This is a genomic window from Mesorhizobium sp. B3-1-9 (assembly GCF_006439595.1).
GTDB lineage: Bacteria > Pseudomonadota > Alphaproteobacteria > Rhizobiales > Rhizobiaceae > Mesorhizobium.
Window position 1 is genome coordinate 1 of record NZ_VFTJ01000026.1, and the last position, 23,961, is coordinate 23,961.

27 protein-coding genes are annotated in these 23,961 nt (G+C 64.1%); 7 read left to right on the forward strand and 20 right to left on the reverse strand.

The genetic code is table 11. The annotated features are described in order from the left end of the window. Positions 1-123: 123 nt before the first annotated feature. From FJW07_RS28725 to FJW07_RS28800, 16 genes are all read right to left on the reverse strand, one after another. Positions 124-1,194, reverse strand: coding sequence for a flagellin (locus FJW07_RS28725; RefSeq protein ID WP_140859589.1), 1,071 nt, complete (start codon positions 1,192-1,194; stop codon positions 124-126). A 262-nt stretch (positions 1,195-1,456) separates the two neighbouring features. After that, positions 1,457-2,443, reverse strand: coding sequence for a flagellin (locus FJW07_RS28730; protein WP_140642134.1), 987 nt, complete (start codon positions 2,441-2,443; stop codon positions 1,457-1,459). Between the two features lie 245 nt (positions 2,444-2,688). After that, positions 2,689-3,420, reverse strand: a complete 732-nt coding sequence (fliP, locus tag FJW07_RS28735) for a flagellar type III secretion system pore protein FliP (RefSeq protein ID WP_140642132.1) — start codon at positions 3,418-3,420, stop codon at positions 2,689-2,691. After that, entirely contained in the window at positions 3,417-3,911 is a 495-nt protein-coding gene (locus FJW07_RS28740; RefSeq protein WP_140642130.1) for a flagellar basal body-associated FliL family protein, read from the reverse strand. Before FJW07_RS28740 ends, fliP begins: the two co-directional genes overlap by 4 nt. Before the next feature lie 17 nt (positions 3,912-3,928). Continuing rightward, positions 3,929-4,633, reverse strand: coding sequence for a flagellar basal body L-ring protein FlgH (gene flgH / locus FJW07_RS28745; protein ID WP_140642128.1), 705 nt, complete (start codon positions 4,631-4,633; stop codon positions 3,929-3,931). Then, entirely contained in the window at positions 4,630-5,235 is a 606-nt protein-coding gene (locus FJW07_RS28750) for a MotE family protein (protein ID WP_246680891.1), read from the reverse strand. The genes flgH and FJW07_RS28750 overlap by 4 nt, the downstream gene beginning before the upstream one ends. A gap of 8 nt (positions 5,236-5,243) precedes the next feature. After that, entirely contained in the window at positions 5,244-6,332 is a 1,089-nt protein-coding gene (locus tag FJW07_RS28755) for a flagellar basal body P-ring protein FlgI (RefSeq protein WP_226892228.1), read from the reverse strand. 149 nt (positions 6,333-6,481) lie between these two features. Beyond that, positions 6,482-7,003 carry a flagellar basal body P-ring formation chaperone FlgA gene (flgA, locus tag FJW07_RS28760; protein WP_181181535.1) on the reverse strand — a complete coding sequence of 174 codons (522 nt, stop codon included), beginning with the start codon at positions 7,001-7,003 and terminating at the stop codon, positions 6,482-6,484. 6 nt (positions 7,004-7,009) lie between these two features. Further along, a complete protein-coding gene (gene flgG, locus FJW07_RS28765; RefSeq protein ID WP_140642123.1) occupies positions 7,010-7,798 on the reverse strand; it encodes a flagellar basal-body rod protein FlgG in 789 nt (262 codons plus the stop codon). 9 nt (positions 7,799-7,807) lie between these two features. After that, positions 7,808-8,137 (reverse strand): flagellar hook-basal body complex protein FliE, encoded by a 330-nt coding sequence (locus FJW07_RS28770; protein WP_140642120.1) that lies wholly within the window; start codon positions 8,135-8,137, stop codon positions 7,808-7,810. Beyond that, complete coding sequence (gene flgC, locus FJW07_RS28775) at positions 8,137-8,553, reverse strand: flagellar basal body rod protein FlgC (RefSeq protein ID WP_140642117.1); 417 nt, start codon at positions 8,551-8,553, stop codon at positions 8,137-8,139. Before flgC ends, FJW07_RS28770 begins: the two co-directional genes overlap by 1 nt. A 2-nt stretch (positions 8,554-8,555) precedes the next feature. Continuing rightward, positions 8,556-8,936 carry a flagellar basal body rod protein FlgB gene (flgB, locus tag FJW07_RS28780; protein WP_140642115.1) on the reverse strand — a complete coding sequence of 127 codons (381 nt, stop codon included), beginning with the start codon at positions 8,934-8,936 and terminating at the stop codon, positions 8,556-8,558. Positions 8,937-9,021: 85 nt separating this feature from the next. After that, entirely contained in the window at positions 9,022-9,801 is a 780-nt protein-coding gene (locus tag FJW07_RS28785; protein WP_140859590.1) for a hypothetical protein, read from the reverse strand. Beyond that, positions 9,782-11,203, reverse strand: a complete 1,422-nt coding sequence (fliI, locus tag FJW07_RS28790) for a flagellar protein export ATPase FliI (protein WP_140859591.1) — start codon at positions 11,201-11,203, stop codon at positions 9,782-9,784. Before fliI ends, FJW07_RS28785 begins: the two co-directional genes overlap by 20 nt. Before the next feature lie 4 nt (positions 11,204-11,207). Further along, positions 11,208-11,930: a flagellar basal-body rod protein FlgF gene (flgF, locus tag FJW07_RS28795; RefSeq protein ID WP_140859592.1), complete on the reverse strand. Its 723-nt coding sequence runs from the start codon at positions 11,928-11,930 to the stop codon at positions 11,208-11,210. Positions 11,931-11,937: 7 nt separating this feature from the next. Beyond that, positions 11,938-13,059 (reverse strand): DUF1217 domain-containing protein, encoded by a 1,122-nt coding sequence (locus tag FJW07_RS28800; RefSeq protein ID WP_140859593.1) that lies wholly within the window; start codon positions 13,057-13,059, stop codon positions 11,938-11,940. 146 nt (positions 13,060-13,205) lie between these two features. On the opposite strand from FJW07_RS28800, the gene motA reads away from it, so the two are divergent. From motA to FJW07_RS28830, 6 genes are read left to right on the forward strand one after another with little or no spacing between them, the layout of a single operon-like run. After that, positions 13,206-14,081, forward strand: coding sequence for a flagellar motor stator protein MotA (motA, locus tag FJW07_RS28805; RefSeq protein WP_140642105.1), 876 nt, complete (start codon positions 13,206-13,208; stop codon positions 14,079-14,081). A gap of 34 nt (positions 14,082-14,115) precedes the next feature. Continuing rightward, on the forward strand, positions 14,116-15,054 hold the full coding sequence (locus FJW07_RS28810; RefSeq protein ID WP_140859594.1) for a FliM/FliN family flagellar motor switch protein: 939 nt from the start codon (positions 14,116-14,118) through the stop codon (positions 15,052-15,054). Between the two features lie 30 nt (positions 15,055-15,084). Continuing rightward, on the forward strand, positions 15,085-15,477 hold the full coding sequence (fliN, locus tag FJW07_RS28815) for a flagellar motor switch protein FliN (RefSeq protein WP_140642101.1): 393 nt from the start codon (positions 15,085-15,087) through the stop codon (positions 15,475-15,477). Between the two features lie 43 nt (positions 15,478-15,520). After that, a complete protein-coding gene (locus tag FJW07_RS28820; RefSeq protein WP_140783813.1) occupies positions 15,521-16,543 on the forward strand; it encodes a flagellar motor switch protein FliG in 1,023 nt (340 codons plus the stop codon). A 24-nt stretch (positions 16,544-16,567) separates the two neighbouring features. Next, entirely contained in the window at positions 16,568-17,650 is a 1,083-nt protein-coding gene (flhB, locus tag FJW07_RS28825) for a flagellar biosynthesis protein FlhB (RefSeq protein WP_140859595.1), read from the forward strand. A 17-nt stretch (positions 17,651-17,667) separates the two neighbouring features. After that, complete coding sequence (locus tag FJW07_RS28830) at positions 17,668-18,105, forward strand: hypothetical protein (protein ID WP_140642095.1); 438 nt, start codon at positions 17,668-17,670, stop codon at positions 18,103-18,105. Positions 18,106-18,166: 61 nt separating this feature from the next. On the opposite strand, the gene FJW07_RS28835 is transcribed toward FJW07_RS28830, so the two are convergent. From FJW07_RS28835 to FJW07_RS28850, 4 genes are all read right to left on the reverse strand, one after another. Next, positions 18,167-18,937, reverse strand: a complete 771-nt coding sequence (locus FJW07_RS28835) for a helix-turn-helix transcriptional regulator (RefSeq protein WP_140859596.1) — start codon at positions 18,935-18,937, stop codon at positions 18,167-18,169. Further along, the gene (locus FJW07_RS28840) at positions 18,934-19,644 is read right to left on the reverse strand and encodes a helix-turn-helix transcriptional regulator (protein WP_140859597.1); all 711 of its coding nucleotides are present in this window, start codon (positions 19,642-19,644) and stop codon (positions 18,934-18,936) included. The genes FJW07_RS28835 and FJW07_RS28840 overlap by 4 nt, the downstream gene beginning before the upstream one ends. A 539-nt stretch (positions 19,645-20,183) precedes the next feature. Continuing rightward, the gene (locus FJW07_RS28845) at positions 20,184-21,215 is read right to left on the reverse strand and encodes a histone deacetylase family protein (RefSeq protein ID WP_140648105.1); all 1,032 of its coding nucleotides are present in this window, start codon (positions 21,213-21,215) and stop codon (positions 20,184-20,186) included. 43 nt (positions 21,216-21,258) lie between these two features. Then, a complete protein-coding gene (locus FJW07_RS28850) occupies positions 21,259-21,912 on the reverse strand; it encodes a TetR/AcrR family transcriptional regulator (RefSeq protein WP_140708379.1) in 654 nt (217 codons plus the stop codon). Between the two features lie 250 nt (positions 21,913-22,162). On the opposite strand from FJW07_RS28850, the gene FJW07_RS28855 reads away from it, so the two are divergent. Further along, the gene (locus FJW07_RS28855; RefSeq protein ID WP_140859598.1) at positions 22,163-23,830 is read left to right on the forward strand and encodes an amidohydrolase; all 1,668 of its coding nucleotides are present in this window, start codon (positions 22,163-22,165) and stop codon (positions 23,828-23,830) included. The last annotated feature ends 131 nt before the right edge of the window (positions 23,831-23,961 follow it).

Genomic DNA, 23,961 nt, shown 5'->3' on the forward strand with positions numbered 1-23,961 from the left:
AGGGGCGGGTCGCTTCAACATGACCCAGTGAATCAAAAACCCCCGGCAAATGCCAGAGGTTTGTCAGCAGTCTGAGGCCGCGCCTCAGGCGCGGCCTTTTTCTGGTGGGAATAATCCCGCGGCTTAGCCGTTCTTGAACAACTGCAGGATCGACTGCGAGGAACTGTTGGCGATCGACAGGGATTGGATGCCGAGCTGCTGCTGAACCTGCAGCGCCTGGAGGCGGGTCGATTCCTTGTTCATGTCGGCATCGACGAGCTGGCCGACGCCGCGGTCGATGGAGTCCATCAGGCTCTGCGTGAAGGTCTTCTGCAGGTCGATCGAGCTCTTGGCGGCGCCGAGCACGGTAGCGGCGTCAGTAAGCTGACTCATGACGTTGTCGATCTTGGTGACCATCTGCGTGATGATGTCGTCGGTCACGCCCGTTGCCGTGATGTCGAGATTGAAGGCGGAGACGTTGTCGATCTTGACGGGCGTGCCCGTCACAGCGGCCTGACCGGCGGTGTTGGCGGCGATGTCGGTGGCGCCGCCGGCGATCGAGGCCGCATAGGCGGCGTCATATGCCGACTGGTCCGCGGCGGTGGAATAGATCGAAGTCTTGCGATCAAGAATGCCCTGGTTCTTGACCGCCGTCGCGAGGCCGGAATCGAACAGCTTGGTGCTCTCGACATCGATGTCGATGGTGCCGAGAGAGATGGCGCCGGACGAGGAGCGATTGAACGAGGAGACGATCTTGGCGTCGGCCTGGACGCCGTCATTGGCGGCCGCGACCTGCGTCGACGTCACCGAAAGATAATTCGAGCCCGAGAAGGTGGCGGCGTCCGCGAAGGATTTCATCTGCGCCTGCAGCGTGGTGATTTCGGTCTGCGTCTTGGCCTTGTTGGCACCCGACTGGCCCACAGCCGACAAAAGCTTGGTCTTGATCTGGCCAATCGTCGAAAGGACGTTGTTCATGCCGGTATAGGCGGTGTCGACCTTCGAGGCGCCGAGGCCGAGCGCGTCCTGCACGGTCGACAGCGCCGAGTTGTCGGAACGCATGGTGGTGGCGATCGACCAGTAGGCGGCGTTGTCGGAGGCCTCGGAGACCCGGTAGCCGGTCGAGATCCTGGCCTGCGTCTGCTCGAGCGATTTGTTGGTGGCGTTGAGGCTTTGAAGTGCAGTCAACGCCGCAGCGTTCGTCATGATGCTCGCCAAGAAACTCGCTCCTTCTCAAAGGCCGGCATGCCACACAGGCCAGGTCCGGCCTGCCCACCGGTTGCGGTCGTGCCGGTCGGGCCGACTCGACAACCTGTCGTAAGTCGTTGGTTAACCATATCTAGCGCGATATGGTTAATGGCCTGTTAAAAGTAGGCTTTCGAGAAGTTAAGAAACGAGGGTTGCGCGGGCCTTGAGCAAACGAAAATCGGGCCGCGCTTTTGGCGCGGCCCGATGCTTTAGCCTGGTCAGTATAGAGCGATCAGCCGCGGAAGAGCGACAGGATCGACTGCGACGAACCGTTGGCGATCGACAGCGCCTGGACGCCGAGCTGCTGCTGGACCTGCAGCGCCTGGAGGCGGGTCGATTCCTTGTTCATGTCGGCATCGACAAGCTGGCCGACGCCGCGGTCGATGGAGTCCATCAGGCTCGAGGTGAAGGTCTTCTGCAGGTCGATCGAGCTCTTGGCGGCGCCGAGCTTGGTGGCGGCGTTCGTCATGTCCTTCAGCGCGGCGTCGACGACGTTCATCATCGCCTGGATCTGAGTGTCGCTTGCAGCGGTGGTACCGGAGAAGATCTTCAGGCCGGCGACCGAATAAGTGTCGGTGGCAGCGGCAGCAGCGCCCAGGGTCGGGGCCGAGGCCGCGGCGACAGCGGCGCCGGTGGTGCCGAGACGCTCTGTGTCGAGGATGCCCTTCGCGGTCGGGGCAGCGCCTGCGTCATAGAGCTTGATGCTTTCCACGTTGACGTCGATCGTCGAGATCGAAACCGAGCCGGTGGCGCCGCGGTTGAAGGCCGATACGATCTTGACGTCCGCCGCCGTGCCCGAAGCCGTCGATACCGACAGCATGTTGGTGCCGGAGAAGGTGGCGCCATCGGCATAGGCCTTCAACTGCTTCTGAAGAGCGGCGATTTCGACCTGGGTCTTTTCCTTGGAAGCATCGGTCTGGCCATACGAAGCGGTGAGCTTCTGCTGGATCTGGTTGATGGTCGAGATCGCGCTGTCCATGCCGGTGTAGGCGGTGTCGACCTTCGAGGCGCCGAGGCCGAGAGCGTCCGAAACGGTGGACATGGCCTGGTTGTCGGAGCGCATCGTGGTGGCGATCGACCAGTAAGCGGCGTTGTCGGAAGCCTGGGAAACGCGATAGCCCGTCGAGATGCGGGCCTGGGTGGTGTCGAGGTTCTTCTGGGTGGCGTTCAAGCTCTGCAGAGCGGTCAACGCCGAGGCGTTGGTCATGATACTGGCCATGGTACACGTACCTTGTTTTTACACGGATTTTTTTGACATACCGGCATGTCCGGTATGACGGTGCGGCATCATGCCAATGATCTGTGAACCCGATCACCCGCCATCTGCAGGCGACTATGGCGGCAAGTTGCTACCAAAGACCTAAATCGGACGGTTAATCGAAAATAATGTTGGAAGGCTTGCGCGCACTTTCCTCAAGCCGTCGAGGCTTGGCGCGGCACACTTGCGCGGTCCGGCGGGAACGATCAGGTGAAGGATCGCACCAGGCTGCCGACCAGAAGGTTCCAGCCGTCGATCAGCACGAAGAACAGGATCTTGAACGGCAGCGATACCACCGTCGGCGGCAGCATCATCATGCCCATGGCCATGGTGACGGTGGCGACGATGAGGTCGATGACGAGGAAGGGCAGGACGATGAGGAAACCGATCTCGAAGCCGCGGCGGATCTCCGAGATCATGAAGGCCGGCACCAGGATGCGCAGGTCGACGCTCTCGCGCGAGACGGTCTGGCCGCGCTCTCGGGCGAGGTCGGCAAAGAGGTCGAAGTCCTTGTCGCGCACATTGTGCAGCATGAAGTCGCGGAACGGGCCGGAAATCTTCTCGAACGCCTCGGCCTGCGTGATCTGGTTGTCCATCAGCGGCTTGACGCCGGTGTTCCAGGCCTGGTCGAAGGTCGGCGCCATGACATAGAAGGTCATGAACAGCGAGAGCGAGATCAGGATCAGGTTGGCCGGCGTCGATTGCAGGCCGATGCCGGCGCGCAGGATCGAGAAGGCGATGACGAAGCGGGTGAAGCTCGTCACCATGATCAAGAGGCCCGGCGCCACCGAAAGCACCGTGAGCAGGCCGAACATCTGGATCAGATAGCCGACGGTCGTACCGTCGGCTTTGCCGATGCCGCCAAGATCGAGCTGCTGGGCCGCGGCGACGGAAGTGGTGACGACGATGAGCGCCGTGGCTATGAGGAACTTTCTCATTCGAGCAGCATCGTCCTGACGAGAACCTGTTTGACGTGGCCGCCGCTGCGCAGCGCCGCGCGCTCTTCGAGATCGGCCTTGAGATGCTGGTAGCCGCTGGCGCCTTCGATCTGGTGCAGCTTGAGCGTGCGCACATAGGCGAGCAGGTCCTGGTGGATCTGCTCGGCTATTTCCGGCGGCTGGGGAGCATCGTAGAGCAGCGACGCCTCCAGCCGGATCCAGACGTCCGACGGTGAGGCGAGATTGGTGGTGATCGGCGCCAGCTGAACCAGCGCCGGCCCGGCGGCCGCCTTGCCGCCTTCGGCGGGTTTTTCCGCGGTGCCGGCGTTTTCCGGTGCCGCGGGCACCGGTGCCGGCGTTTCGCCTTGCTTGAGATAGCCGCCGGAAAGCCAGCCCATGCCGACCGCCGCGCCCGTTATGACCAACAGCATGGCGAGTTGGATCACCAGGGAAGGTCCCTTCTTGGGCTGGACCTGCTCGACATTGGCCACGGCAGCGCTCTCCGGTCCTAGAAGGGAAGAACCTGGTCGAGGACCTGCTGGCCATAGGCCGGCTGCTGGACCTCGCTCACACGGCCTCGGCCGCCATAGGAAATGCGCGCCTCGGCGATGCGCTCGTAGGGGATGGTGTTCTCCGCGCCGATGTCGGACGGACGAACCATGCCGGCGATGGTCAGCACCCGAAGCTCGTAGTTGACGCGGACCTCCTGCGAGCCCCTGATCATCAGATTGCCGTTGGGCAGCACCTCGGTAACGACGGCGGCGACGTTGAGGGCGATGTCCTCCGAGCGCTTGATCTCGCCGTCGGCATTGGTCTCGGTGCTGGAGCTCAGGCCGGCGTCGCCCTTGCCGCTGGTGCTTGCGTTTTCCCAGCCGAGATTGACGTCGTAGCCGAGCTTGCGCGCGGCGGTGCGGCTGCGGTCGTTCTGGTTCTTGAAATTGGCCCGGTCATTGAGCTTGATGTTGACGGTAAGGATGTCGCCGGCGCGCAGCGCGCGCGGATCGGTAAAGAGCCGGCTCTGGCGATCGTCCCACAGCGAGAATTTCTTTGGCCGCGAGGCAGGCGGCTCGGGGTAGCTGTAGGGGCCGGAACCGCCCTCACCGATGCCGGAACCGACCGGCGACAGAGCGGGCTCCCGGCCGATCTCCTTGAAATTGGTGCCGCAGCCGGACAATGCCGCAACCGCGACGAGGACAAAGAATTTCAACTTCATGACGGATCAACCCTTCGCGCCGCGCTGGCCATGATGCCGGTGAGCGTCGCTGCCGCCTTCTGGTCCATTTCGTTCAAGATGACGCCGGCCTTGCGCGAATCGAGCTTCATCAGGATGGCCGCCGCGAGCTCGGCATTGACCATCGCCAGCCGTTCGGCGGCGGCGTCGGGCTTCATGCCGGCATAGATCTTGACGACGCCGTCCTCGGCGCGCGCCAGGAACACTTCGCGGCGCTTCAACCATTCCTCGTATTCGGCCCGCTTTGCCTCGAGCGCTTTCATGCGTTCGTCGATGCCGGCCTGCAGCTGCTTCAATTCCTCGGCCTGAAGCGCGTAGCGGCGGTCGCGCGCGGCGTCGGCGATGTTGGAGCAGAAGCGCTGGACCTCGCTTTCGTCAGGCGCCTTGCCGGCCGCGAGCGCAGCCGGCTGAAGCGGCGCGCTTTCGTGTGTGAGCTGGGCCGGCTGAACCGGCGCCTGACCGCCCGGCAACACCTGTCGTACCTCGTCTGCATGGGAGGCCGTCCCGCCAAGCAGAGCGACCACTGCTCCGATGGCGCAGAAGCTCAGGTGACGGCGGGGTGTTGGGGAGGAAAGCGCGGTCATCGGCGTGCCTATTGGAGAACCAGGTCGGCCTGCAAGGCGCCGGCCGATTTGATGCCTTGCAGGATGGCGATGATGCCGTCGGGCTTCACGCCGAGGCGATTGAGGCCGGATACAAGCGTTTCGAGATCGGGACCGTCGAGCACGGCAACGCGCGCGTCGGGCCGGCTTGCCTCGATGGCGGTGAAAGGCTCGACCGCGGTCTCGCCCCTGGAGAAGGGTTCCGGCTGGACCACCTTCGGCGCTTCGGTGATGCGCACCGTAAGCGTGCCATGGCTGATCGCCACGCGCGAGATCCTGACATTGCTGCCGATGACGATGGTGCCGGTGCGTTCGTCGATGACGACGCGGGCAGGGGCGTCGGATTCGACGACCAGATTTTCGATCTCGGCATAAAAACGCGCGGCGGAGACGTTCTTCGGCCGCCTGATCTGCACCGTGCGGGCGTCGCGTTCCGCGGCGACCCGCATGCCGAAGCGCTGCGAGGTGTAATCGTTGATGGCGTCGGCGATGCGGATGGCGGTGGAGAAATCGGGATTGCGCAATTGCAGCGTCAATACGCCCTGATCGTCGAATTCGGCCGGCACCGAGCGCTCGACGATGGCGCCGTTCGGCACGCGGCCGGCGGTCGGTACGCCTTGCGTCAACTGCTCGGCCTGGCCCTGGGCGGTGAAGCCGCCGACGATCACCGAGCCCTGCCCGACGGCATAGATTTCACCATCGGCTGCCTTCAGCGGCGTCATCACCAGCGTGCCGCCGGCGAGCGAGGTGGCGTCGCCCATCGAGGAGACATCGATGTCGATGCGGCTGCCCGACTGGACGAAGGGCGGCATGTTGGCGGTGACGATGACGGCGGCCACGTTCTTGGCGCGCGCGCTGCCGCCTTCGGTGGCGATGCCGAGATTCTCCAGCATGGCGCGGATCGACTGTTCGGTGAAGGGCGAGTTGCGCAGGCTGTCGCCGGTTCCGGCGAGGCCGATGACCAGGCCGTAGCCGACGAGCTGGTTGTCGCGCGCGCTCTGCAGCTGGGCGATGTCCTTGATGCGCGCGGCGACCTGGCCGGGCGGCAGCGTGCTCGGCCCGGTCGAGACCCGGAACATGCGCGTGGTGGTGGCCGGATCGTATTCCGGATCGTCGTAGACGCCGCCGTTCTTCTGCGCGAGCTCGCGCTTGGCCTTGGGCGTCAGCCCATCCGCCAATGCCGGCTGCAGGCCGATGGCCGCGCTCAGCAAAAGGAGAAGGACGCGCATCACGAAGCGCCGACCTTGACGGTGCCGTCGGCCATCACCGTGCCCGAGATGATCTTGCCGCTGTCGATGTTGCGGATCTTGATCTGGTCGCCGGCAGCACCTGGCTGCAGCGTGACGCCGGCGGCCGAAATGGTGAGCGCGCCGGCGGTGAAATAGACCTGTACGGAAGCGCCCTGCTCGACCAGCCAGGCGTCGCGGATGGCGCTGACCGGGATATACCGGCCGGGCAGAAGCGTGCGCTTGGCGACCTTGCCCTGGAGTTCCTCGGAGCGCGTCGCCATGCCGTCCGGCTTGTGCTTGCCGGGGATGAGCGTCACCTGCTTGAGCGAGGCGGGCTCGATGGTCTCGCCGGGATAGATGACCCGGTTGGGGATCAGCACGGCCTCGCCGACGGCCTGGCCGGCGGCGATCTGGTTTGCCGACTGGCCGGTCGCGTCCTGCGCGAAAGCCGGCGTGCCGGCGGCCACCAGGGCGGTGGCCAGCGCGGCGCGACGGAGTGCGGAGGAGATCGGCCCGGCCATCATCCGTTACCTGATGTTCTTGGAGACCACCGAGGCCATGTCGTCGGCGGCCTGAATGACCTTGGAATTCATTTCGTAGGCGCGCTGGGCAGAGATCAGCTCGGTGATCTCCTTGACTGGATCGACGTTGGAAGACTCGAGATAACCCTGCTGGATCGTGGCGAAGCCCGGATCGCCGGGAACGCCGACATTGGCCGGGCCGGAGGCAGCCGTTTCCTGGAAAAGGTTGTCGCCGAGCGGCGCCAGGCCCGCCTCATTGGCGAAGTTGACGATCTGAAGCTGGCCGAGCAGCTGCAGGTCGGTCTGGCCGTCGATGCGGGCAAAGACCTGGCCGGTCTTGTTGACGATCACCTCGACGGCGTCGGTCGGCACGGTGATGGCCGGGATGACGTTGGCGCCGTCGGCGGTCACGAGCTGCCCGGTGGCATTGGTGTTGAAGGCGCCGGCGCGGGTATAGAGCGTGCCGCCGTCGGCACCCTCGATCTGGAACCAGCCCCTGCCGGTCAACGCCAGGTCGAAGCTGTTGCCGGTGCTGGCCAATTCACCTTGCGTGTGGACGTTGCGCACCGCCGTGGTCTTGACGCCAAGACCGATCGAGACGCCTTCCGGCACCAGCGAGGTGTTGGAGCGGTTGGGCACGCCCTGCGTGCGGTCGACCTGGTAGAGCAGGTCGGAGAATTCGGCCCGCGCCCGCTTGTAGCCGGTGGTGTTGATGTTGGCGATGTTGTTGGCGATGACTTCCAGGTTGGTCTGCTGGGCGTTCATGCCTGTGGCGGCGATCGCAAGGGCTTTCATGACGCGCTCCTAGATACTCATGCGACTGATTTCGAGATAGGCCGAGACGACCTTGTCGCGGATCGCGATGGTGGTCTGCAGCGCCTGCTGGGCGCTCAGCACCGCATCGACGACCTGGCGCGTGTCGGCATCGCCCTTGAGCGCCTGTATCGACATCTGCTCTGCGCCCTGCAGCGTGTTGACGGTCTTCGTCGCCGCCTGGCCGAGGACTTCGGCGAAGGTGCTGCCGACGCTTTCGCCGGCCTGCGTTCCAACACCGCCCTGCAGCAGACCCGGTGAAGCCTGTTCCGCTCCATCGACCGCCGTTTTGAATTGTATTGCCCCGATACCGCCGATCATTACTGGTTCCTCATCAGGTCGATGGTCATGGAAATCAGATCGCGAGCCTGCTTGATCACCTGCAGGTTGGCTTCATAGGAGCGGTTCGCCTCGCTCATGTCGGCCATTTCGACCAACGTGTTGACGTTGGGCATCTTGACGTACCCCTTGTCGTCGGCGGCTTCGTTGCCGGGTTGGAATTCGATCGGGAAGTCCGAAGGATCGCGGGAGATCGCGCTGACTTCCACCAGCGAGCCGCCGGTTGCGCGGTCGACCTCGGACTGAAAGGTGATCGTCTTGCGACGATAGGGCTCGGCGCCAGGCGTGCTGCCGGTCGATTGGGCGTTGGCTAGGTTTTCCGAGACCACGCGCAGGCGCTCCGACTGGGCGCCAAGACCGGAAGCCGCGACCTTGAGGGCTGCAGTCAGCGCATCCATGATCAGCTCTTCACCACCATCGTCATCATCGAATGGAAGGCCTTGACGATCGCCGTGTTGAGCTCGAAGGAGCGGCGCACCTCGCCGGCCTTCATCAGCTCCTGTTCGAGGACCACGGTGTTCTTCGACGGCATGATCGCGCCGTCAGCGTCTTCCGGCCTGACGTTGAAGCCGGCATGGGCCGTTTCGGCGCCAAGGTGGCCAGTCTGCGTGGCGGCAAGCGTCACGGCGGTGCGGTCGAGGACCTTTTCGAAGGGCTCGACGTCATTGGCCGTGTAGCCCGGCGTGTTGGCATTGGCGATATTCGAGGCAATCGCCGACTGGCGCACGGCCAGCCATTGCGATTGCCGCGTGGCAAGATCGAAAAGATTTACGGGTTCCATGGGAATCTCCCGGGCAAGTACGCACAAGACTAGGCGGCCAGTCTTGCGCGGACCTTGCGCGGGACGAGCTGTAAGGCCCGGGTTCTTACTTGGAGAGCTGGATCACCTTGTCGGTGCTGGTGACGATCACCCACTTGCCGCCGCGCTGCTCGATCGAGGCGACGCGGCTGGAATCGGGCAGAACCGAGCCGCGCTGGACGATCCACAGACCGGTATCGTCCTCGATCATGGCGCGGCCGTTGGCGACATGCACCATCTTGAATTCCGAAGCGGCGGCGGGGAAGGGCTGGTCGCCCGGCGGTGGCGCGGGATCGTCCTGCACCGTTCCGGTGGCGAACAGGTCGATATCGGCATTGGGAACGTCCTTGGCCGTCAGCGGTCCGCTGCGTTCGGCCACGATGCCGCCGCCGGCGCGTCCGGAGTTGCTGCCGCTGCCGCCGAACTTGATGGCCTGAACGCCGAACTGCTCCTGGTTGAAGAAGATATACCAGGGGAACAGCGCGCAGATCAGGCCGAGCGTGATGCCGAGCGCGGCGATGACTAAATCGCTGCGGCGGTCGGCGCTCTTGTCGGTGAGGCGCGGGAACTGGGCTTTCGGCGGCTCGGGCCATTGGGTGCGGGGAAAAAGGCCATCGAGCAACGAATCGCGGCTGGCCTGTGCCATGTCGGCAGTGGATGTCCGCGGCGGATGCGGCTTGTCGGCTCTGGTCGGAAGCGCCGTTGCTTTCTCCGTCCTGGCGAGCGCGGCCCTGTCCTTGGCAAGTCTTGCCGCGCCCGCCTCGGCTCTTTCCGCCGCCTCGGCCTCGGCAAGCATGTCGCGCAACATACGCTCGGTGTATTGGAATTCAGTCTCCTTGATCGCCATTCAGCTTCCCCTTGAGATGGCGGGCGAGGTCGGCGAACGGATCGGTCGATGCGCGGTCCCTCGGCGATTGCGTGAGCGCCTCGTAAATCAGCGGCACCTGGCGCACCGCGTTGTCGAGTTCGGCATCGGCGCCGCTCTGGTAAGCGCCCAGCAGACGGATGTCGCGTGTATCCTCGAAGCGCGCGATCATCGATTTCAGCCTTGTCACCAGCATGCGCTGCTCGGCGCTCCAGGCCTTGTCGGCAAGGCGCGAGATCGACGACAGCGGATTGACCGGCGGATAACGACCCTGCTCGGCGAGCGCGCGGTCGAGCACGACATGGCCGTCGAGGATGCCGCGCACCGAGTCGGCGACCGGATCATTGTGGTCGTCGCCGTCGACCAGCACGGAAATGATGGCGGTGATCGAACCCTTACCTTTAACCCCGGGGCCTTCGGCCCCCGGCCCGGCGCGTTCGAGCAACTTCGGCAGGTCGGTGAAGACCGAGGCCGGATAGCCGCGCGCGACCGGCGGCTCGCCCGTTCCGGTCGCCACCTCACGCAGCGCATGCGCGAAGCGTGTGATGGAGTCCAGCACCAGCAGCACGCGATGGCCCTGGTCGCGGAAATGCTCGGCCACGCACATGGCCGTGTCGGGCGCGCGCCGGCGCATCATGGCGCTTTCGTCGCTGGTGGCGACGACGGCGACGGTCTTGGCCATGTTCTGGGCGCCGATCGTATCCTCGAGGAATTCGCGCACCTCGCGGCCGCGCTCGCCGATCAGCGCCACGACCACCGTATCGAAGGCCTCGGCGCCGGCCAGCATCGCAAGCAGCGTCGACTTGCCGACGCCGGAACCGGCGAAGATGCCAAGCCGCTGGCCGAAGCAGAGCGGCGTGAAGATGTCTATCACCCTGACGCCGGTGAGGAAGCCGGTGCCGACGCGCTGGCGCGCCAGGGCGCCGGGCGTCGCGCTGTGCGCGGCATCGGCTGCATTCGGCCTGATCAGCGGCGGACCGCCGTCAATGACGCGGGTCAAGGCGTCGATCGCGCGCCCGCGCCAGGAGACATGCGGCGTGACCGCGAGCGGACCGCGGCGAAAGACGGCATCGCCGATGCCGGCATCGGTGCTGCGCTCGAACGGCGCGACCACCACCTCGTCGCTGCCGATCTTGACGATCTCGCCGCGGCGTGCGCCGGCCTTGCCGCGCTGCTCGACGATGTCGCCGAGCCTGGCAATTCCGGACAGGCCGCGAACCTTGTAATGCGTCGGCGAAATCTCGGCGACGCGGCCGCCGCGCGCAAGCAGTGCCTGCGGATCGTCGAACCGCCGCCAGACGCGTTCGAGCGCGGCCAGCCTGTCGGTCCGTCCGGTATCCGCCGGGCCCTCGGAAGCGCGCAACAGGGACGAGCCGGTCGTCATGCCGTCACTTCGAGCCGAGCGTCTTGATCGCGTCGTCGGTGGAGGAATCGGTCTGCCGCATCAGCGCCGCCGTGTTCTCGAAAGCGCGCTGCACCTGGATCAGCCGGGTCATTTCCAGAACCGGATTGACGTTCGACTCTTCCAGAAACCCTTGAGCGACGCCGACGTCCGAGCGATCGGTGACGGGTTCGGGCGTGCGCGCCGGAACGATGCCCGAATTGCCATAGCGGACGAAATTCTCGCCGGGGTCGAAATTGTAGAGACCGATGGCGCCGACCAACTGGTCGTTCTGCCTGAGCGAGCCGTCGGCGCCCGCCTTGGGCGGGCCGTTGCGCGGATCGAGCTGGATCGGAGCACCGCCGCTGTCCAGCACCGGATAGCCTTCGATCGACATCAGTTCGCCGTTCTCGTTCATGGAGAAGCGGCCGTCGCGGGTCATCACCGTGCCGGCGGGCGTCTCGATGGCGAACCAGGCGTCGCCCTGGATAGCGAAGTCGAACGGATTGCCGGTTTCGGTCAGCGCGCCATGCGCGCCGGAAAGATAGGTCTTGCCGGAGGAGGCGAAGGAGACCGACTTCGGCCCGGTGCCCGAGACCACGTCCTCGAACTTCACGCCGGTGGCGCGAAAGCCGATGGTCGAGGCGTTGGCGACGTTATCGGCGATGGTGTCGAGACGGCGCTCGAGCGCGATCTGCGAGGAAAGGGCGACGTAAAGACTGTCCTGCATGATCTTCTCAGAACTTCAACTGCTGCATGGCCATCATCAGATCGGTGGAGATGCCGACACTGGTCGGCTGCGCGAAGAGCACGCTGACAGACGTCACCGCCGTCGAGGTCGGGTGGTTGATCTCGTACATGCTGGTGAAGCGGGTCAGGAACTTGCTGAGCTTCTCGGGGTCGGTGAAGTCCGAGATGTCGAGCTTCTGCTCGAAGAGCTGCGCCTGCTTGTCGATGTCGGCGGTGGCAAAGGAATCGGGCAGGCCGAGCGCTGCGCGGACCACGCTGGCTAAAGCGGTGTCGGCGAGCACGTCGTACCAGCTGGTGATGTCCGGCGCCTTGCGCTGGAAATAAAGCGCCAGCCGCACGCCTTCGTTGGTCTGGCCGGCATTCTCTTCCAATGTCTGGCGCAGATACATGTCGACGGTCGGCTGCTGCGCCGCAACGCGAGTGGTGGTCGTGTCGCCGTACTGTGCGAAGTTGAAAGCGGCGGCGAGCCCGGCATAGGCCTTGTTGGTTTGCTGGTTGGCGACGCTGTCGGGATCCTTCACGCCGCCTTGCAGGACGGACTTGATGAGGTCCTTGTCCTCGGTGGCCGAATCCAGGCCGAACGCGGCCAGCGCGTAAGTGTAGAGCCGGTCGTTCGACATCAGATCGTCGATCGACTTCACCTTGGTGATATTGGCGAGATAGTAGGTCGTCTCGCCTTTTACATAGTCCGAATCCGGATCAAGGCCGGCGATCTCGGCCTGTGTGGCGTAGTTCGCCGTAACCTGCTGCTGTGTCGGGTTGTAGATCGTCGCACTGGTGCCATCGGCCGCGAAGTTGAAGGCAGCGACGAACTGGGCGTAGCGCTTGTCGGTCAGCTTGTTGGCGAAGCTGTCGGCGTCGGAGATGCCTTCCTTCAGCGCCTTGACCATGAAGGCCTTGGCATAGTCCATGTCCTCCAGCCCGTAAGCCTTCATGGCATATTTGAACAGGCGATCATTGTTTACGAAATCGTCGATCGATGTAACCTTGCCGATATTGGCCAGATAATACTGCGTATCGCGATCGACCGTCGGCTGTTTCTCAACCTGGACGATCGATTTGTTGATGTCTTTCGCGATCAACTGGTAGCTGGTGTAGGTACTGAGCAAGGATACGCCTCCGGCCGAAGCTATCCCTGCACAATAACGTCACTTCCTTGCGCGAAGCTGAATCGCGTTTGCGGCCTTCGATTCAAGCCTCACACAAGGCACGAGGACTATCCCTGATCACGACGTGACATGCGGAAGGACCTGTCGTGGGCATTCTGATCGGACTTGTGGTGACGCTCGGCTGCGTCCTCGGCGGCTTCATGGCCATGGGCGGGCATCTGCATGTGCTGATGCAGCCATGGGAAGCGGTGGTCATCTGCGGCGCCGCGCTCGGCACCTTCCTCGTCGCCAATCCGATGAAGACGGTCAAGGACACCGGCAAGGGTATTCTCGAAGCCTTCAAGCAGGCGGTGCCGAAGGAGCGCGACTACCTCGAGACGCTGGGCGTCCTGCACAGCCTGATGCGCGAACTGCGCTCGAAGTCGCGCAGCGAAGTCGAGGCGCATATCGACAATCCGGAGGAGTCGGCCATCTTCCAGGCTTTTCCGACCGTGCTGAAGAACCACGACCTGACGAATTTCATCTGCGACTATTGCCGCATCATCATCATCGGCAATGCCCGCTCGCATGAGATCGAAGCGCTGATGGACGAAGAGATCCAGACGATCCGCACCGACAAGCTGAAAGCCTATCACGCGATGGTCGCGGTCGGCGACGGCCTGCCGGCGCTGGGCATCGTGGCGGCTGTGCTCGGCGTGGTGAAGGCGATGGGCGCGCTGGACCAGTCGCCCGAAATCCTCGGTGGCCTGATCGGCGCGGCACTCGTCGGGACCTTCCTCGGCATCTTCCTGTCCTATGCGGTGGTCGGTCCGGTCGCCACAAAGATCAAGACGGTGCGCGAAAAGAAGAATCGCCTCTACATCATCGTCAAGCAGACGCTGCTTGCGTATATGAACGGCGCCTTGCCGCAGGTGGCGATCGAATTCGGCCGCAAGACCATATCCTCCTACGAGCGTCCGACGATCGATGCCGTTGAGCAGAGCACCATGAACGCCGGCTCCGCCGAGAAGAAGGCGGCCTGAGCATGCTGCATCCGAGACAGGGCCGCCTGCCGTCATGACAAGTCCGGGCAGTCCTTCGCAAACCCGGGAGTTGATCATCGAGCGGCTCGTCGGCGACAGCGGCGAGGCGGCGCAGGTGATCGGCGTCGGCCGCGGCATGGCCGAGCGGGCGCTGCCGGTGTTGCAGAAGGCGCTTGCGGGCGAGCTCGGCGCGCCAGTGATCGTCGATCTGCAAGTGGTGGAGGTCGGCCGCGTTCCCGAGGCGCGTTCGCGCGCCGGCGATGCCTTTGCGCTGACCGTTGTTGCCTCGCCGGCCTCGGCCGATGCCATGACGCTGGTGATGGATGCGCAAGCGGTCGCCGTCATGGTGAGCGCGCTGTTCGGCGGCGATCCCGACCAGCCGGTGGCGCCGATCGAGCGCGACCTGTCGCAGATCGAGGCCGACGTCGCGACCAGTGTGTTCCAGGAGGTCGCGACGGCACTCAACGGATCCGGCAAACGTTCGCTCGAGCTGCGCCTGCCGGTGCCGAAAGCAATATCCGGCAACGATGCGAGGCGGCGGGTGCTGCGCGACGGCGCCGCCGTGCGCATCGTCTATGGCCTGTCGACGCCGTCCGACAGCGGCACGCTCACGGTGATGATCCCGCAGCGCCTGCTGCTTTCCTCGCGCAGCGGCGACGTCGCCACGGGCGAGGACGGCGAGACCACGGAATTCGACTGGCGGGCCCGCTTCTCCGAAGAGGTGATGCGCTCGACCGTCCGGCTCGAAGCGACGATGCCGCTCGCCCGGCTGACGCTCGGCGACCTCGCCGCGTTCGAACCCGGCCAGGTGATCGAATTCGAGGACAACGCGCAGCTCAACGCCAGGCTCAGCGCCCGCGACAAGACACTGTTTGTCTGCGAGTTCGGCAAGCTGGGGCAGAATTACACCGTCCGCATCAGTCATCCGCATGATGCCGGGCAGGATTTCATCGACGGACTGATGCCGGGCTGACGCCAGGCCCGGGATTCATGGAGACGAAGCATGGCAGCGACAAATGTGGAAGCCGAGGCCGAAACGGAAACCGGCCAACCTAACGAGCAGCTTGATCGCGCTATCGAAGAACTGCGCGGCGTGCTCCGTGAAGAGGAGGGCCGTCCGGATGCTGCGCTTCGGTCTGGCGCCAATTCCTCGATCATCATGACCATTCCGGTAGACGTGCAGATCATCCTCGGCAGCACGGAGATGCCCGTGTCGGAGTTGATGGCGCTGCAGAAGGGTTCCACCGTCGCGCTCAATCGCCGCATCGGCGAGCCGGTCGACGTGGTGGTCAACGGCCGCAGAATAGCGCGCGGCGAGATCACGGTGCTGGAAAGCGATCCGACGCGTTTCGGCATCCGGCTCACCGAAATCATCGCCGCGACGAAGAGCGCCTGAGAATGGCGGGCGAGTGGACCAATCGGCAGCGAGGACAGCACGCATGACGACGGCATTGGCGCTCACACGTCCGCAAAAGGCGGCGGCCATATTGGTGGCCATGGGCAAGCCCGCGGCCAGCCGCCTGCTCAAATTCTTCAAACAGGACGAGTTGAAGGCGTTGATCGAGGGCGCGCGTCTCTTACGCACCATTCCACAGGCCGACCTGGAGCGCATCGTCGCCGAGTTCGAAGCCGAGTTCACCGAGGGCGCCGGCCTGCTCGATTCAGCCGACCGGATGGATACGATCCTGAACGAATCGCTGTCGCCCGAGGAGATGAGCGCCATCATGGGCGAAAAGAAGTTCGAGCCGGTTCCGGAAGGACCGCCGCCGATATGGCCGGACCTCGAGAAGCTCGAGCCGGCGCGGCTTGGCGGCTTCCTTGCCGGCGAGCATCCGCAGACGTCGGCCATGGTGCTTTCGAAGCTCGCGTCGCAGACGGCCGCCAACGTGCTGCTCACCATGGAAAAACCGATGCGCAGCCAGATCATCAAGCGCATGGTGACAATGGCCAACATCCCGGACGCGGCATCGCGGATCGTCGAGAACCAGCTGCGCGTGAGCGTGCTGTCGCAGAAGGCCAGCAGGGACACGTCCGCCGGCCAGGAACGCGTCGCCAGCATGCTCAACGAAATGGCGAAGCCGGAACTGGACGACCTCATGCAGGATCTGGAGGATCTCGGCACGCCCGATCTCGTCGGCGTCAGGTCGCGGCTGTTCGCCTTCGACGATCTGCCGCTGCTGCCGCAGAAAGCCCGGGTTTTGCTGTTCGACGGGCTATCGACCGAGCTCGTCACGCTGGCGCTGCGCGGCGCGGCGCCGGAACTCGCCGAATCGGCGCTCTCGGCGATCGGCGCGCGCTCTCGCCGCATGATCGAATCCGAACTCGGACAGGGATCGGAAGGCATTGCGCTTGCCGACATCATGGCGGCGCGCAAGAGCATATCGGTCGCCGCCATCCGGCTGTCGCGCGAAGGAGCCTTCGAGCTGCCCTCGACGCAGACCGCCGCCGCCGAAGCCGCTTGACGATAATCACCCGGTCAGAGCGCCATGGCTGAAGCGGTCGACAAGGATTCCAAAACAGAGGAAGCCACAGAAAAGAAGATCCGCGACACGATCGAACAGGGCAAGCTGCCCCATTCGCGTGAGACCGCGATCTTTGCGTCCTTCCTCGCCATACTGGTTTTCGCCGTCTTCTATGCCAAAGACGCGATCGTCGATCTCGGCATGTTCCTGTCGACGTTCCTGGAAAAGCCGGAAGCCTGGCCGATGGACACCGAGACCGACGTCATTTCGCTCTACAAGCAGGTCATGGTCGAGATCGGCGGCGCCGTCGTCAGCCTGCTGGTGCTGCTGACGGTTGCCGGCATCGGCGCCTCGGTGTTCCAGAACATGCCGCAAATCGTCGGCGAGCGGATCAGGCCGCAGCTGTCGCGCATCTCGATCGCCAAGGGCTGGAGCCGGATGTTCGGCGTGCAGGGGTGGGTCGAATTCCTGAAGTCGCTGGCCAAGCTCGGCTTCGCTATCGCGGTGTTGACCTTCACGCTCTCGGAAGATCATCGCAAGCTGCTCGCCGGCATGATCACCAATCCGGTCTCGTTCGGTCTGGTCATACGCGGCATCTTCGTCGACATATTGGTGGCGATCGTCTTCGTCATGGGGCTGATCGCGGTGGTCGACATCGTCTGGTCGCGTTTCCACTGGCGGAGCGACCTGCGCATGACCAAGCAGGAAGTAAAGGACGAGATGAAGCAGTCGGAAGGCGATCCGATCGTCAAGTCGCGGCTGCGCTCGCTGGCGCGCGACCGGGCGCGCAAGCGCATGATGACGGCCGTGCCGCGCGCGACGCTGGTGATCGCCAACCCGACGCACTATTCGATCGCGCTGAAATATGTGCGGGAGGAAGATTCCACGCCGATCGTGCTGGCCAAGGGGCAGGACCTGGTGGCGCTCAAGATCCGCGAGATCGCCAGGGAGAACAACATCCCGATCTTCGAGGACGTGGCGCTCGCGCGCTCCATGTACAAGCAAGTTTCGGTTGATAGCGTGATCCCGTCGCAATTCTACCAGGCCGTCGCCGAGTTGGTGCGGATCGTCTACTCGAAGAAGGCCACGCGCAAAGCAACCCAATGAACGGACGCCGCTAATCCATGGACCGGCAACCACACGCCAACTCCCGCGAGCTGATCGTCGCCAGCGCCATCGAGCCCGTGGTGGGCGAATTGAGGCTCATCGACGTTGCCGACTATATCGCCTTCATCCGGCTCGAGCATTTCGCCTGCCTCTCGGACCTGGTGGACTCGGCGGCCGAGCTTTACTTCCGGCCGGGCAAGCTGCGGCTCGGCCATGGGGGCGAGGCGCATGTCGACTGGAGCGGCAGCCCGCGCATCGTGCTCGATCTCGAGCTGCGCCCGCGCGGCGTGACGGTCTATTTCCAGCTGACGCTGACCGAGCACGAGGCGTCCGTGGTGGTCAACTACGTGTCGTTCGAGAAGCCCGGCGAGACGCCCGAGCACAACACGGCCTTGCTCGAGGACGCGATCGAAGAGGCTCGCATCCGCAGGACCGAGCCGCTCGCATTCCCCTGACGATTTGATTGCAGCCGTGCCAATCTCGCTGCAGCGCGTTTACAGCGCCGCAGTTGTGTAGCTATTCGATCAGGCCGAGCCGCAACGCCTTGGCGACCGCCTGGTTGCGGTTGACCGCGTTGAGCTTCTGCGTCGACTGGGTGAGGTACTGGTTGGCGGTATGCACCGAGAGCTTGAGGAGCTTGGCGATCTCCTCGCTGGTGTTGCCGTTGGCGGTCAGCTTGAGGCATTCGAGTTCGCGCTTGGAGATCGAGCGCGTCCTGCCGGTGTCGCCGGGGCGGATGCGGGCGACCGCCGCGAAAAGCGCGAAGGAGCGGGCATGGATCTCGCACAGCATGTCGTCGGACAGCGCGATCTCCGAGCCCAGGAAGACGACCAGCCCGCACTGGCCGCGATCGGCATGCACCGGAAAGGCGATGCCGTTGGTGCCGGGCGCCAGCGGCGCGGTCGGCTCGGCCCAGGCGAGCGGCTGAAAGGCGTGCCGCGATCCGGCGGAGCCGTCGTCGGCCCACCAGCGCGGCGCCGTCGAGATGCGGCTGTGGCGCACCATATCCTCGCCATTGGCGCCGGAGATGAATTTGGTCGCGACCGCGGTGCCGGGATAGTCGGAATCGAAACACGCCACGAGACGCGCGCGCTCGGGCGACGGGCTGACGAAATAGAGGCCGAAGGCCGAGGCGTTGATATCGACGGCGATCCAGCGGCAGCGACGCACGGCATCCGGAATGGTGACCGCGTGATGGGTCTCCGAGCCGAGCGAGAAGGCGCCGAACGGATTGCATTGATCGTTGAAAAGGGCCGCGGCGGCCTCTTTGACCTGTGCGTGCTTCAAATGATGCCGCTCCTGATCGCGGTCGCGATCGCCATCGCGCGGTTGCTGGCCGCGAACTTCTGGATGGCGTGCGTGATGTAGCTGTTGACGGTGTTCGACGAGACACCGAGGATGACGGCCACCTCGTCGGTGGTCTTGCCTTCCGAAACCCAGAACAGGCATTCGCGCTCGCGGTCCGACAGCGGATCCTGCATGGACGCCGCGGCGATCAGCTGCGGAATGCTGGAAAGCGCGTAGCAGCATTTGATCTGCGCCTTCATCAGGGCGGCCAGGTCGATCTTGCCCGCCTCGGCGGCTGAGAACAGCACGAACAGGCGCTGCCGGCCGACATTGAGCCGCAACGAATAGATTTCGGCGTGGCCGAGCACGTCGAGCAGGCGGGCTTCCTCGCCGGTCAGCAATGCGCCGGCGTCGGGCGCGTGCGCCGCCACCAGCGGCTTCGGGCGTACGCCCGGCGCCACGGTCAAGGGGCCCAGCGCCAGGTTGGCAATCAGCCTTTTGCCGATCAGCTCTATGCCGTCGAAGATCCAGTTCGAGGAGACGATGCGCGCATCGTTGCGGTCCTGGTCGTGCACGATGGCGACCAGCATGTAGCTGTCGGCGCCGATATCGGCGGCAAGCTGCATGAAGAAACTGGTGAGATCGCCGCGCGATGTCAGGCGCGAGCCTGAAGCGTCGGGTTGGAGAAGCGCGGCGGAATTGCTCATTTTAATTCTTGGATTCTTGCCGGAATCGATCCTTGTGCCCGGTGCTGGCAAAACCAGCGGCCGGACCCGAAACGCGTCACGTTTACGAAGACACACCCACGGGCGCGAACGGCGCCCAACCGCGCCGAATCCCTCTAGGGAACGCGAAACCGTCCGCGTCTGGTACCAGCCTGGCGCCGGAACTTGAGACTTTGGGTGGTCGCCGCGCCCCCCATGGACCGGCTGATTCGGGTCTAATCTACCCGCAGATGAATCCGACATCAAACGCGATTTGACAAAATCGAATCCGGTGGACTCGCTTTGCGACTCAGCAGCCGGTCTTCGCGTTACTTGGCGGTGATTTCACAGTCGAATTGAGCCGATGATTTCGCGGCGGGGTCGCAAAAATACGCCCCCGGTTGCATCCAAGGGCGTATCTCCTTGACGGGGATTGGCTTAAAGCGCGTCGCGCTGAAACGGATTCAGGCGACGCGCTTTAAGGCTTTGTTTTCGTGCATGTCGTTATCGCAAAACCGCTGCACACTTTTGCGCGACACGCATTAGCGATCCTCGAAGCCGGTCAGCACGCCGACGGTGTTGATGCCGATCTCTTCGACGGCGTAGCCGCCCTCCATGACGAACAGAGTGGGCAGGCCGAGCCTGGCGATGCGGCGGCCGATCTTGGGATAGTCCTCGCTCTTCAGCTTGAACTGGCTGATCGGATCCTTCTCGAAAGTGTCGACGCCGAGCGAGACGATGACGACATCGGGGGCGTAGGCCGCGAGCCTGGCGCAGGCGTCCTCCAGCGACGCGCTCCAGCCGTCCCAGTTGGTGCCGAAGGGCATCGGGTAATTGACGTTGAAACCTTCGCCTTCGCCTTCGCCGCGCTCGTCGGCATGACCGAGGAAGAAGGGATACTCGACCATCGGGTCGCCATGCAGGTTGAGGACCTGGATGTCGCCGCGGCGGTAGAAGATCTCCTGCGTGCCGTTGCCGTGATGGTAGTCGACATCGAGGATCGAGACGCGTTTGGCGCCCTGATCGCGATACCACTGCGCGACGACGGCGGCGTTGTTGATGAAGCAGTAGCCGCCCATGAAGGCAGCGCCGGCGTGATGGCCGGGCGGGCGGCAGAGCGCGAAGGCGGTGCGCTCGCCGCCCTTGACCAGTGCGGCGGCGGTCAGCGCGACGTCATAGGAGGACTTGATCGCCGCCCAGGTGCCTTCGACGAAGGTGGCGCCGGCGTCGAAGGAATAATAGCCGAGCAAGGCATCGACGCGCTTCGGCGGCACGTCGCCGCGCAGGCCGCGCGTCGGCCAGGTGAAGCCCATGGCCGAGCCCTTGAAGCCGGCGGCAACCCATTCCGGCCACACCGTCGGCAGGAAGTCGATATAATGGGCTTCATGCACGCGTTTGGCGGCGGCGAGGTCGTGTTCGGTCGGTCCGATGATCGGCCCGAGCTTCTCGCTCTCCACCCGCGCCCTGATGAATTCGGCCCGCGACGGCTTCTCGAAACCCGGCACGATCGCCGATGTGACCAGTTCCATCTGGCCTGAATGGCCGGCATGAAGCGGCGAATAGACAGTTTTCATAGAAATTCCCCTGGAAGTGCGAAATCAGTTGGAGGTGCGAAATTCAGTCGAGATTGAGATGGGGGGTCACCAGAGCGAGCCACATGGCTTCCACATCGTCCTCGATGAGGTCGAATGTCCTGCGGTCCTTCTTCAGCCCGACAAGCCGGCAGACATGGCCGACTTCCATCATCAGCACGCCGAGCCGGCTGGCGATCTTGTCTTCGAGAGCCGGATTCACATGCTGCAGCCAGGCGGCGTAGAGGGCGATGATCTCCTTGTCATATTCGTCCTGGATCGGCCTCAAGTCGGCATTGCCGGATATGGCCTCGATCACCGGCATCAACGTGGCGTTGTCGAGATAGAGCCTGGACGTGTCGATGAAGAGCTTGCGCACTTCGCGCCGAAATTCGTCGCGGTCGGTTGGCCGGGGGACGTCGATGCGCTTCTGGATGACCTTGGGAAAAGACGACAGCCAGCGCCGGGCCAGGTCCAGAAGAATGGCCTCCTTGTTGGGAAAGTACTGATAAACCGAACCGACCGACAAGCCCGCGCGCTGCGCGATGGCGAGCGTCGTCGGCGTTCTGGTTCCTTGCTCGCGCGTCAGGATCAGCGCCGCGTCGAGAATCCTGTCGACCACCTTGCTTGACCGTTGCTGCCGCGGCTGCTTGCGCGGTTCGAGCGCTATCTTGGTCTTGCGGTCGAGACTGCGCTTCACTGCTCGTTGCCCCCGTTCCCCGCCCGGCCTCACCATCGGCGCGCGGTGCAGTCCACTATACATTCCAGATTCCGGCTGTTGACAAACGCGAATAAACAGTCGCATTCTTTATCCACGCTGTCTTCCACGATAACAAGGGGAATTTCGAAGACGGCGCATCGGCATCGGCTTTTGTTCACGGCGTCGCCCGGTGGAGCGGCGGCTCGTCGGACGTGGCGTTGTCGATCCCTCAGCAAAATGTGGAGTCGCGATGTCGGTTGCGGATGGTGGTGCGGATCTGGTGGTCGTCAACGGCCGAGTGCTGACCATGGACGATGACAATCCCGCCGCCGAGGCTGTTGCCGTCAAGGACGGCGTCATCATTGCCATCGGCGACCGCGCTGCCATCGAAGAGCTCAAGGGATCGGCGACAAAGGTTGTCGACGCCCAGGGCAGCTCCGTCCTGCCAGGCTTCATCGAAGCGCATATGCATCTCTTCGGCGGCGCGGCCGAGCTCGATAACCTGCATCTGGCGGGCGTGCACGGCTTCGACGCGCTGCGCGATGCGATCCAGGATTTCGCCGCCAGGCGCCCCGACGCCAGGCTCCTGATCGGGGCCGGCGTCGATTACGCGATCCTGCCGGAGCCGGTGACGCGCCACGATCTCGACCGCATCATTCCCGACCGTCCCTTCGCCATGTCGGCTTCGGACCACCACACGATGTGGGCGAACACCAAGGCGCTGGAAGAGGCCGGGCTGCTGCATGGCAGGCAGGTCGGACAGGGCAACGAGATCGTCATGGGCGCCGACGGACTTGCCGCGGGCGAGCTGCGCGAAGGCGAGGCCTTCGGGCCGCTCCTCGACCATTACGGGGCAAACCGGACGCGGCTTGGCCTCGAGGGCGCCGAGCCGGATCCTTATCCTTCGGCGAAGGAACTGGCGGCCGATCGCGACCTGATGCATCGCGGCCTTGAATGGTGCGCCAAGCATGGCATCACCTCGATCCAGAACATGGACGGCAATCTCTACCAGCTCGAGCTGCTGGCCGGGCTGGAAAAAGAGGGACGGCTGCTTTGCCGCACCAAGATCCCGTTCCACTTCAAGAATTTCATGACGCTGGACATGCTGGAAAAAGCCTCGCGGATGGCCGCGAGCTACAATTCGGAATGGCTGTCATCCGGCATGGTCAAGGTCTTCTATGACGGCGTGCTGGATTCCTGGACGGCGGTGATGGTCGACGACTATGCCGACCGTCCCGGATGGCGCGGCGAACCACTGTTTTCGCCGGAGCATTTCGCCGAAGTGGCGGTCGAGACCGACAGGCGCGGCCTGCAGATCGCCGTGCATTCGATCGGCGACGGCGCGGTGCGTGCGGTGCTCGACGGCTACCAGGCGGCGCTGAAGAAGAACGGCAGGCGCGACAGCCGGCATCGTATCGAGCATATCGAGGTGATCACGGCCTCCGACGTGCCGCGCTTCGCCGAACTCGGCGTTCTGGCGTCGATGCAGCCGGCGCATCCGCCGGGCGCGCTGAACTTCCCGATGGAGCCGACGATCTCGCGCATCGGCCGCGACAAGTGGGCGCTGAGCTATGCCTGGCGCACGCTGAAAGACGCCGGGGCGCGCGTCGTGTTCGCGTCCGACTGGCCGGTTTCGCCGGTCGATCCGATCCTGTCCATCCAGGCGGCAGTGATGCGCAAGCCTTGGGCAGAAGGCATGCCGGACCAGAGCTTCTCGTTGCAGGAAGCAATCGAGGGCTACACCGTCGAGGGCGCCTATGCGGAGTTCATGGAAGATCGCAAGGGTCGCCTCAAAACCGGATATCTCGCCGATATCGTCGTTTTGTCGGCTGATATCGAGGCGACCGCGCCGGAAGCGCTGCACACCGTGCGTCCGGTGACCACCATCTGCGGGGGCAAGATCACCTACCAAGCCTAACGATGGCATAGGAATTGCTTAATTGAATAGGGACTCGGATCGAGTCACTGCTCCGCAGTTGCCAAGCCGACCGGCTTGTGGTGACAATCAAACAGGAACACACCTGCCGACAAGAGCAGGCTCTCTCAATG

Bases quoted from the DNA above. Each gene is read 5' to 3' on its own strand.
- fliN (WP_140642101.1), top strand. From the start codon at position 15,085: ATGGCAGCGACAAATGTGGAAGCCGAGGCCGAAACGGAAACCGGCCAA.
- FJW07_RS28770 (WP_140642120.1), bottom strand. From the start codon at position 8,137: ATGATCGGCGGTATCGGGGCAATACAATTCAAAACGGCGGTCGATGGA.
- FJW07_RS28730 (WP_140642134.1), bottom strand. From the start codon at position 2,443: ATGGCCAGTATCATGACCAACGCCTCGGCGTTGACCGCTCTGCAGAGC.
- flgA (WP_181181535.1), bottom strand. From the start codon at position 7,003: ATGGCCGGGCCGATCTCCTCCGCACTCCGTCGCGCCGCGCTGGCCACC.
- FJW07_RS28830 (WP_140642095.1), top strand. From the start codon at position 17,668: ATGGACCGGCAACCACACGCCAACTCCCGCGAGCTGATCGTCGCCAGC.
- FJW07_RS28810 (WP_140859594.1), top strand. From the start codon at position 14,116: ATGACAAGTCCGGGCAGTCCTTCGCAAACCCGGGAGTTGATCATCGAG.
- FJW07_RS28785 (WP_140859590.1), bottom strand. From the start codon at position 9,801: ATGGCGATCAAGGAGACTGAATTCCAATACACCGAGCGTATGTTGCGC.
- flgC (WP_140642117.1), bottom strand. From the start codon at position 8,553: ATGGATGCGCTGACTGCAGCCCTCAAGGTCGCGGCTTCCGGTCTTGGC.
- flgB (WP_140642115.1), bottom strand. From the start codon at position 8,936: ATGGAACCCGTAAATCTTTTCGATCTTGCCACGCGGCAATCGCAATGG.
- fliP (WP_140642132.1), bottom strand. From the start codon at position 3,420: ATGAGAAAGTTCCTCATAGCCACGGCGCTCATCGTCGTCACCACTTCC.
- flgH (WP_140642128.1), bottom strand. From the start codon at position 4,633: ATGAAGTTGAAATTCTTTGTCCTCGTCGCGGTTGCGGCATTGTCCGGC.
- FJW07_RS28820 (WP_140783813.1), top strand. From the start codon at position 15,521: ATGACGACGGCATTGGCGCTCACACGTCCGCAAAAGGCGGCGGCCATA.
- FJW07_RS28845 (WP_140648105.1), bottom strand. From the start codon at position 21,215: ATGAAAACTGTCTATTCGCCGCTTCATGCCGGCCATTCAGGCCAGATG.
- flhB (WP_140859595.1), top strand. From the start codon at position 16,568: ATGGCTGAAGCGGTCGACAAGGATTCCAAAACAGAGGAAGCCACAGAA.
- flgG (WP_140642123.1), bottom strand. From the start codon at position 7,798: ATGAAAGCCCTTGCGATCGCCGCCACAGGCATGAACGCCCAGCAGACC.
- FJW07_RS28855 (WP_140859598.1), top strand. From the start codon at position 22,163: ATGTCGGTTGCGGATGGTGGTGCGGATCTGGTGGTCGTCAACGGCCGA.
- FJW07_RS28750 (WP_246680891.1), bottom strand. From the start codon at position 5,235: ATGACCGCGCTTTCCTCCCCAACACCCCGCCGTCACCTGAGCTTCTGC.
- flgF (WP_140859592.1), bottom strand. From the start codon at position 11,930: ATGCAGGACAGTCTTTACGTCGCCCTTTCCTCGCAGATCGCGCTCGAG.
- fliI (WP_140859591.1), bottom strand. From the start codon at position 11,203: ATGACGACCGGCTCGTCCCTGTTGCGCGCTTCCGAGGGCCCGGCGGAT.
- FJW07_RS28755 (WP_226892228.1), bottom strand. From the start codon at position 6,332: ATGTTCCGGGTCTCGACCGGGCCGAGCACGCTGCCGCCCGGCCAGGTC.
- FJW07_RS28840 (WP_140859597.1), bottom strand. From the start codon at position 19,644: ATGAGCAATTCCGCCGCGCTTCTCCAACCCGACGCTTCAGGCTCGCGC.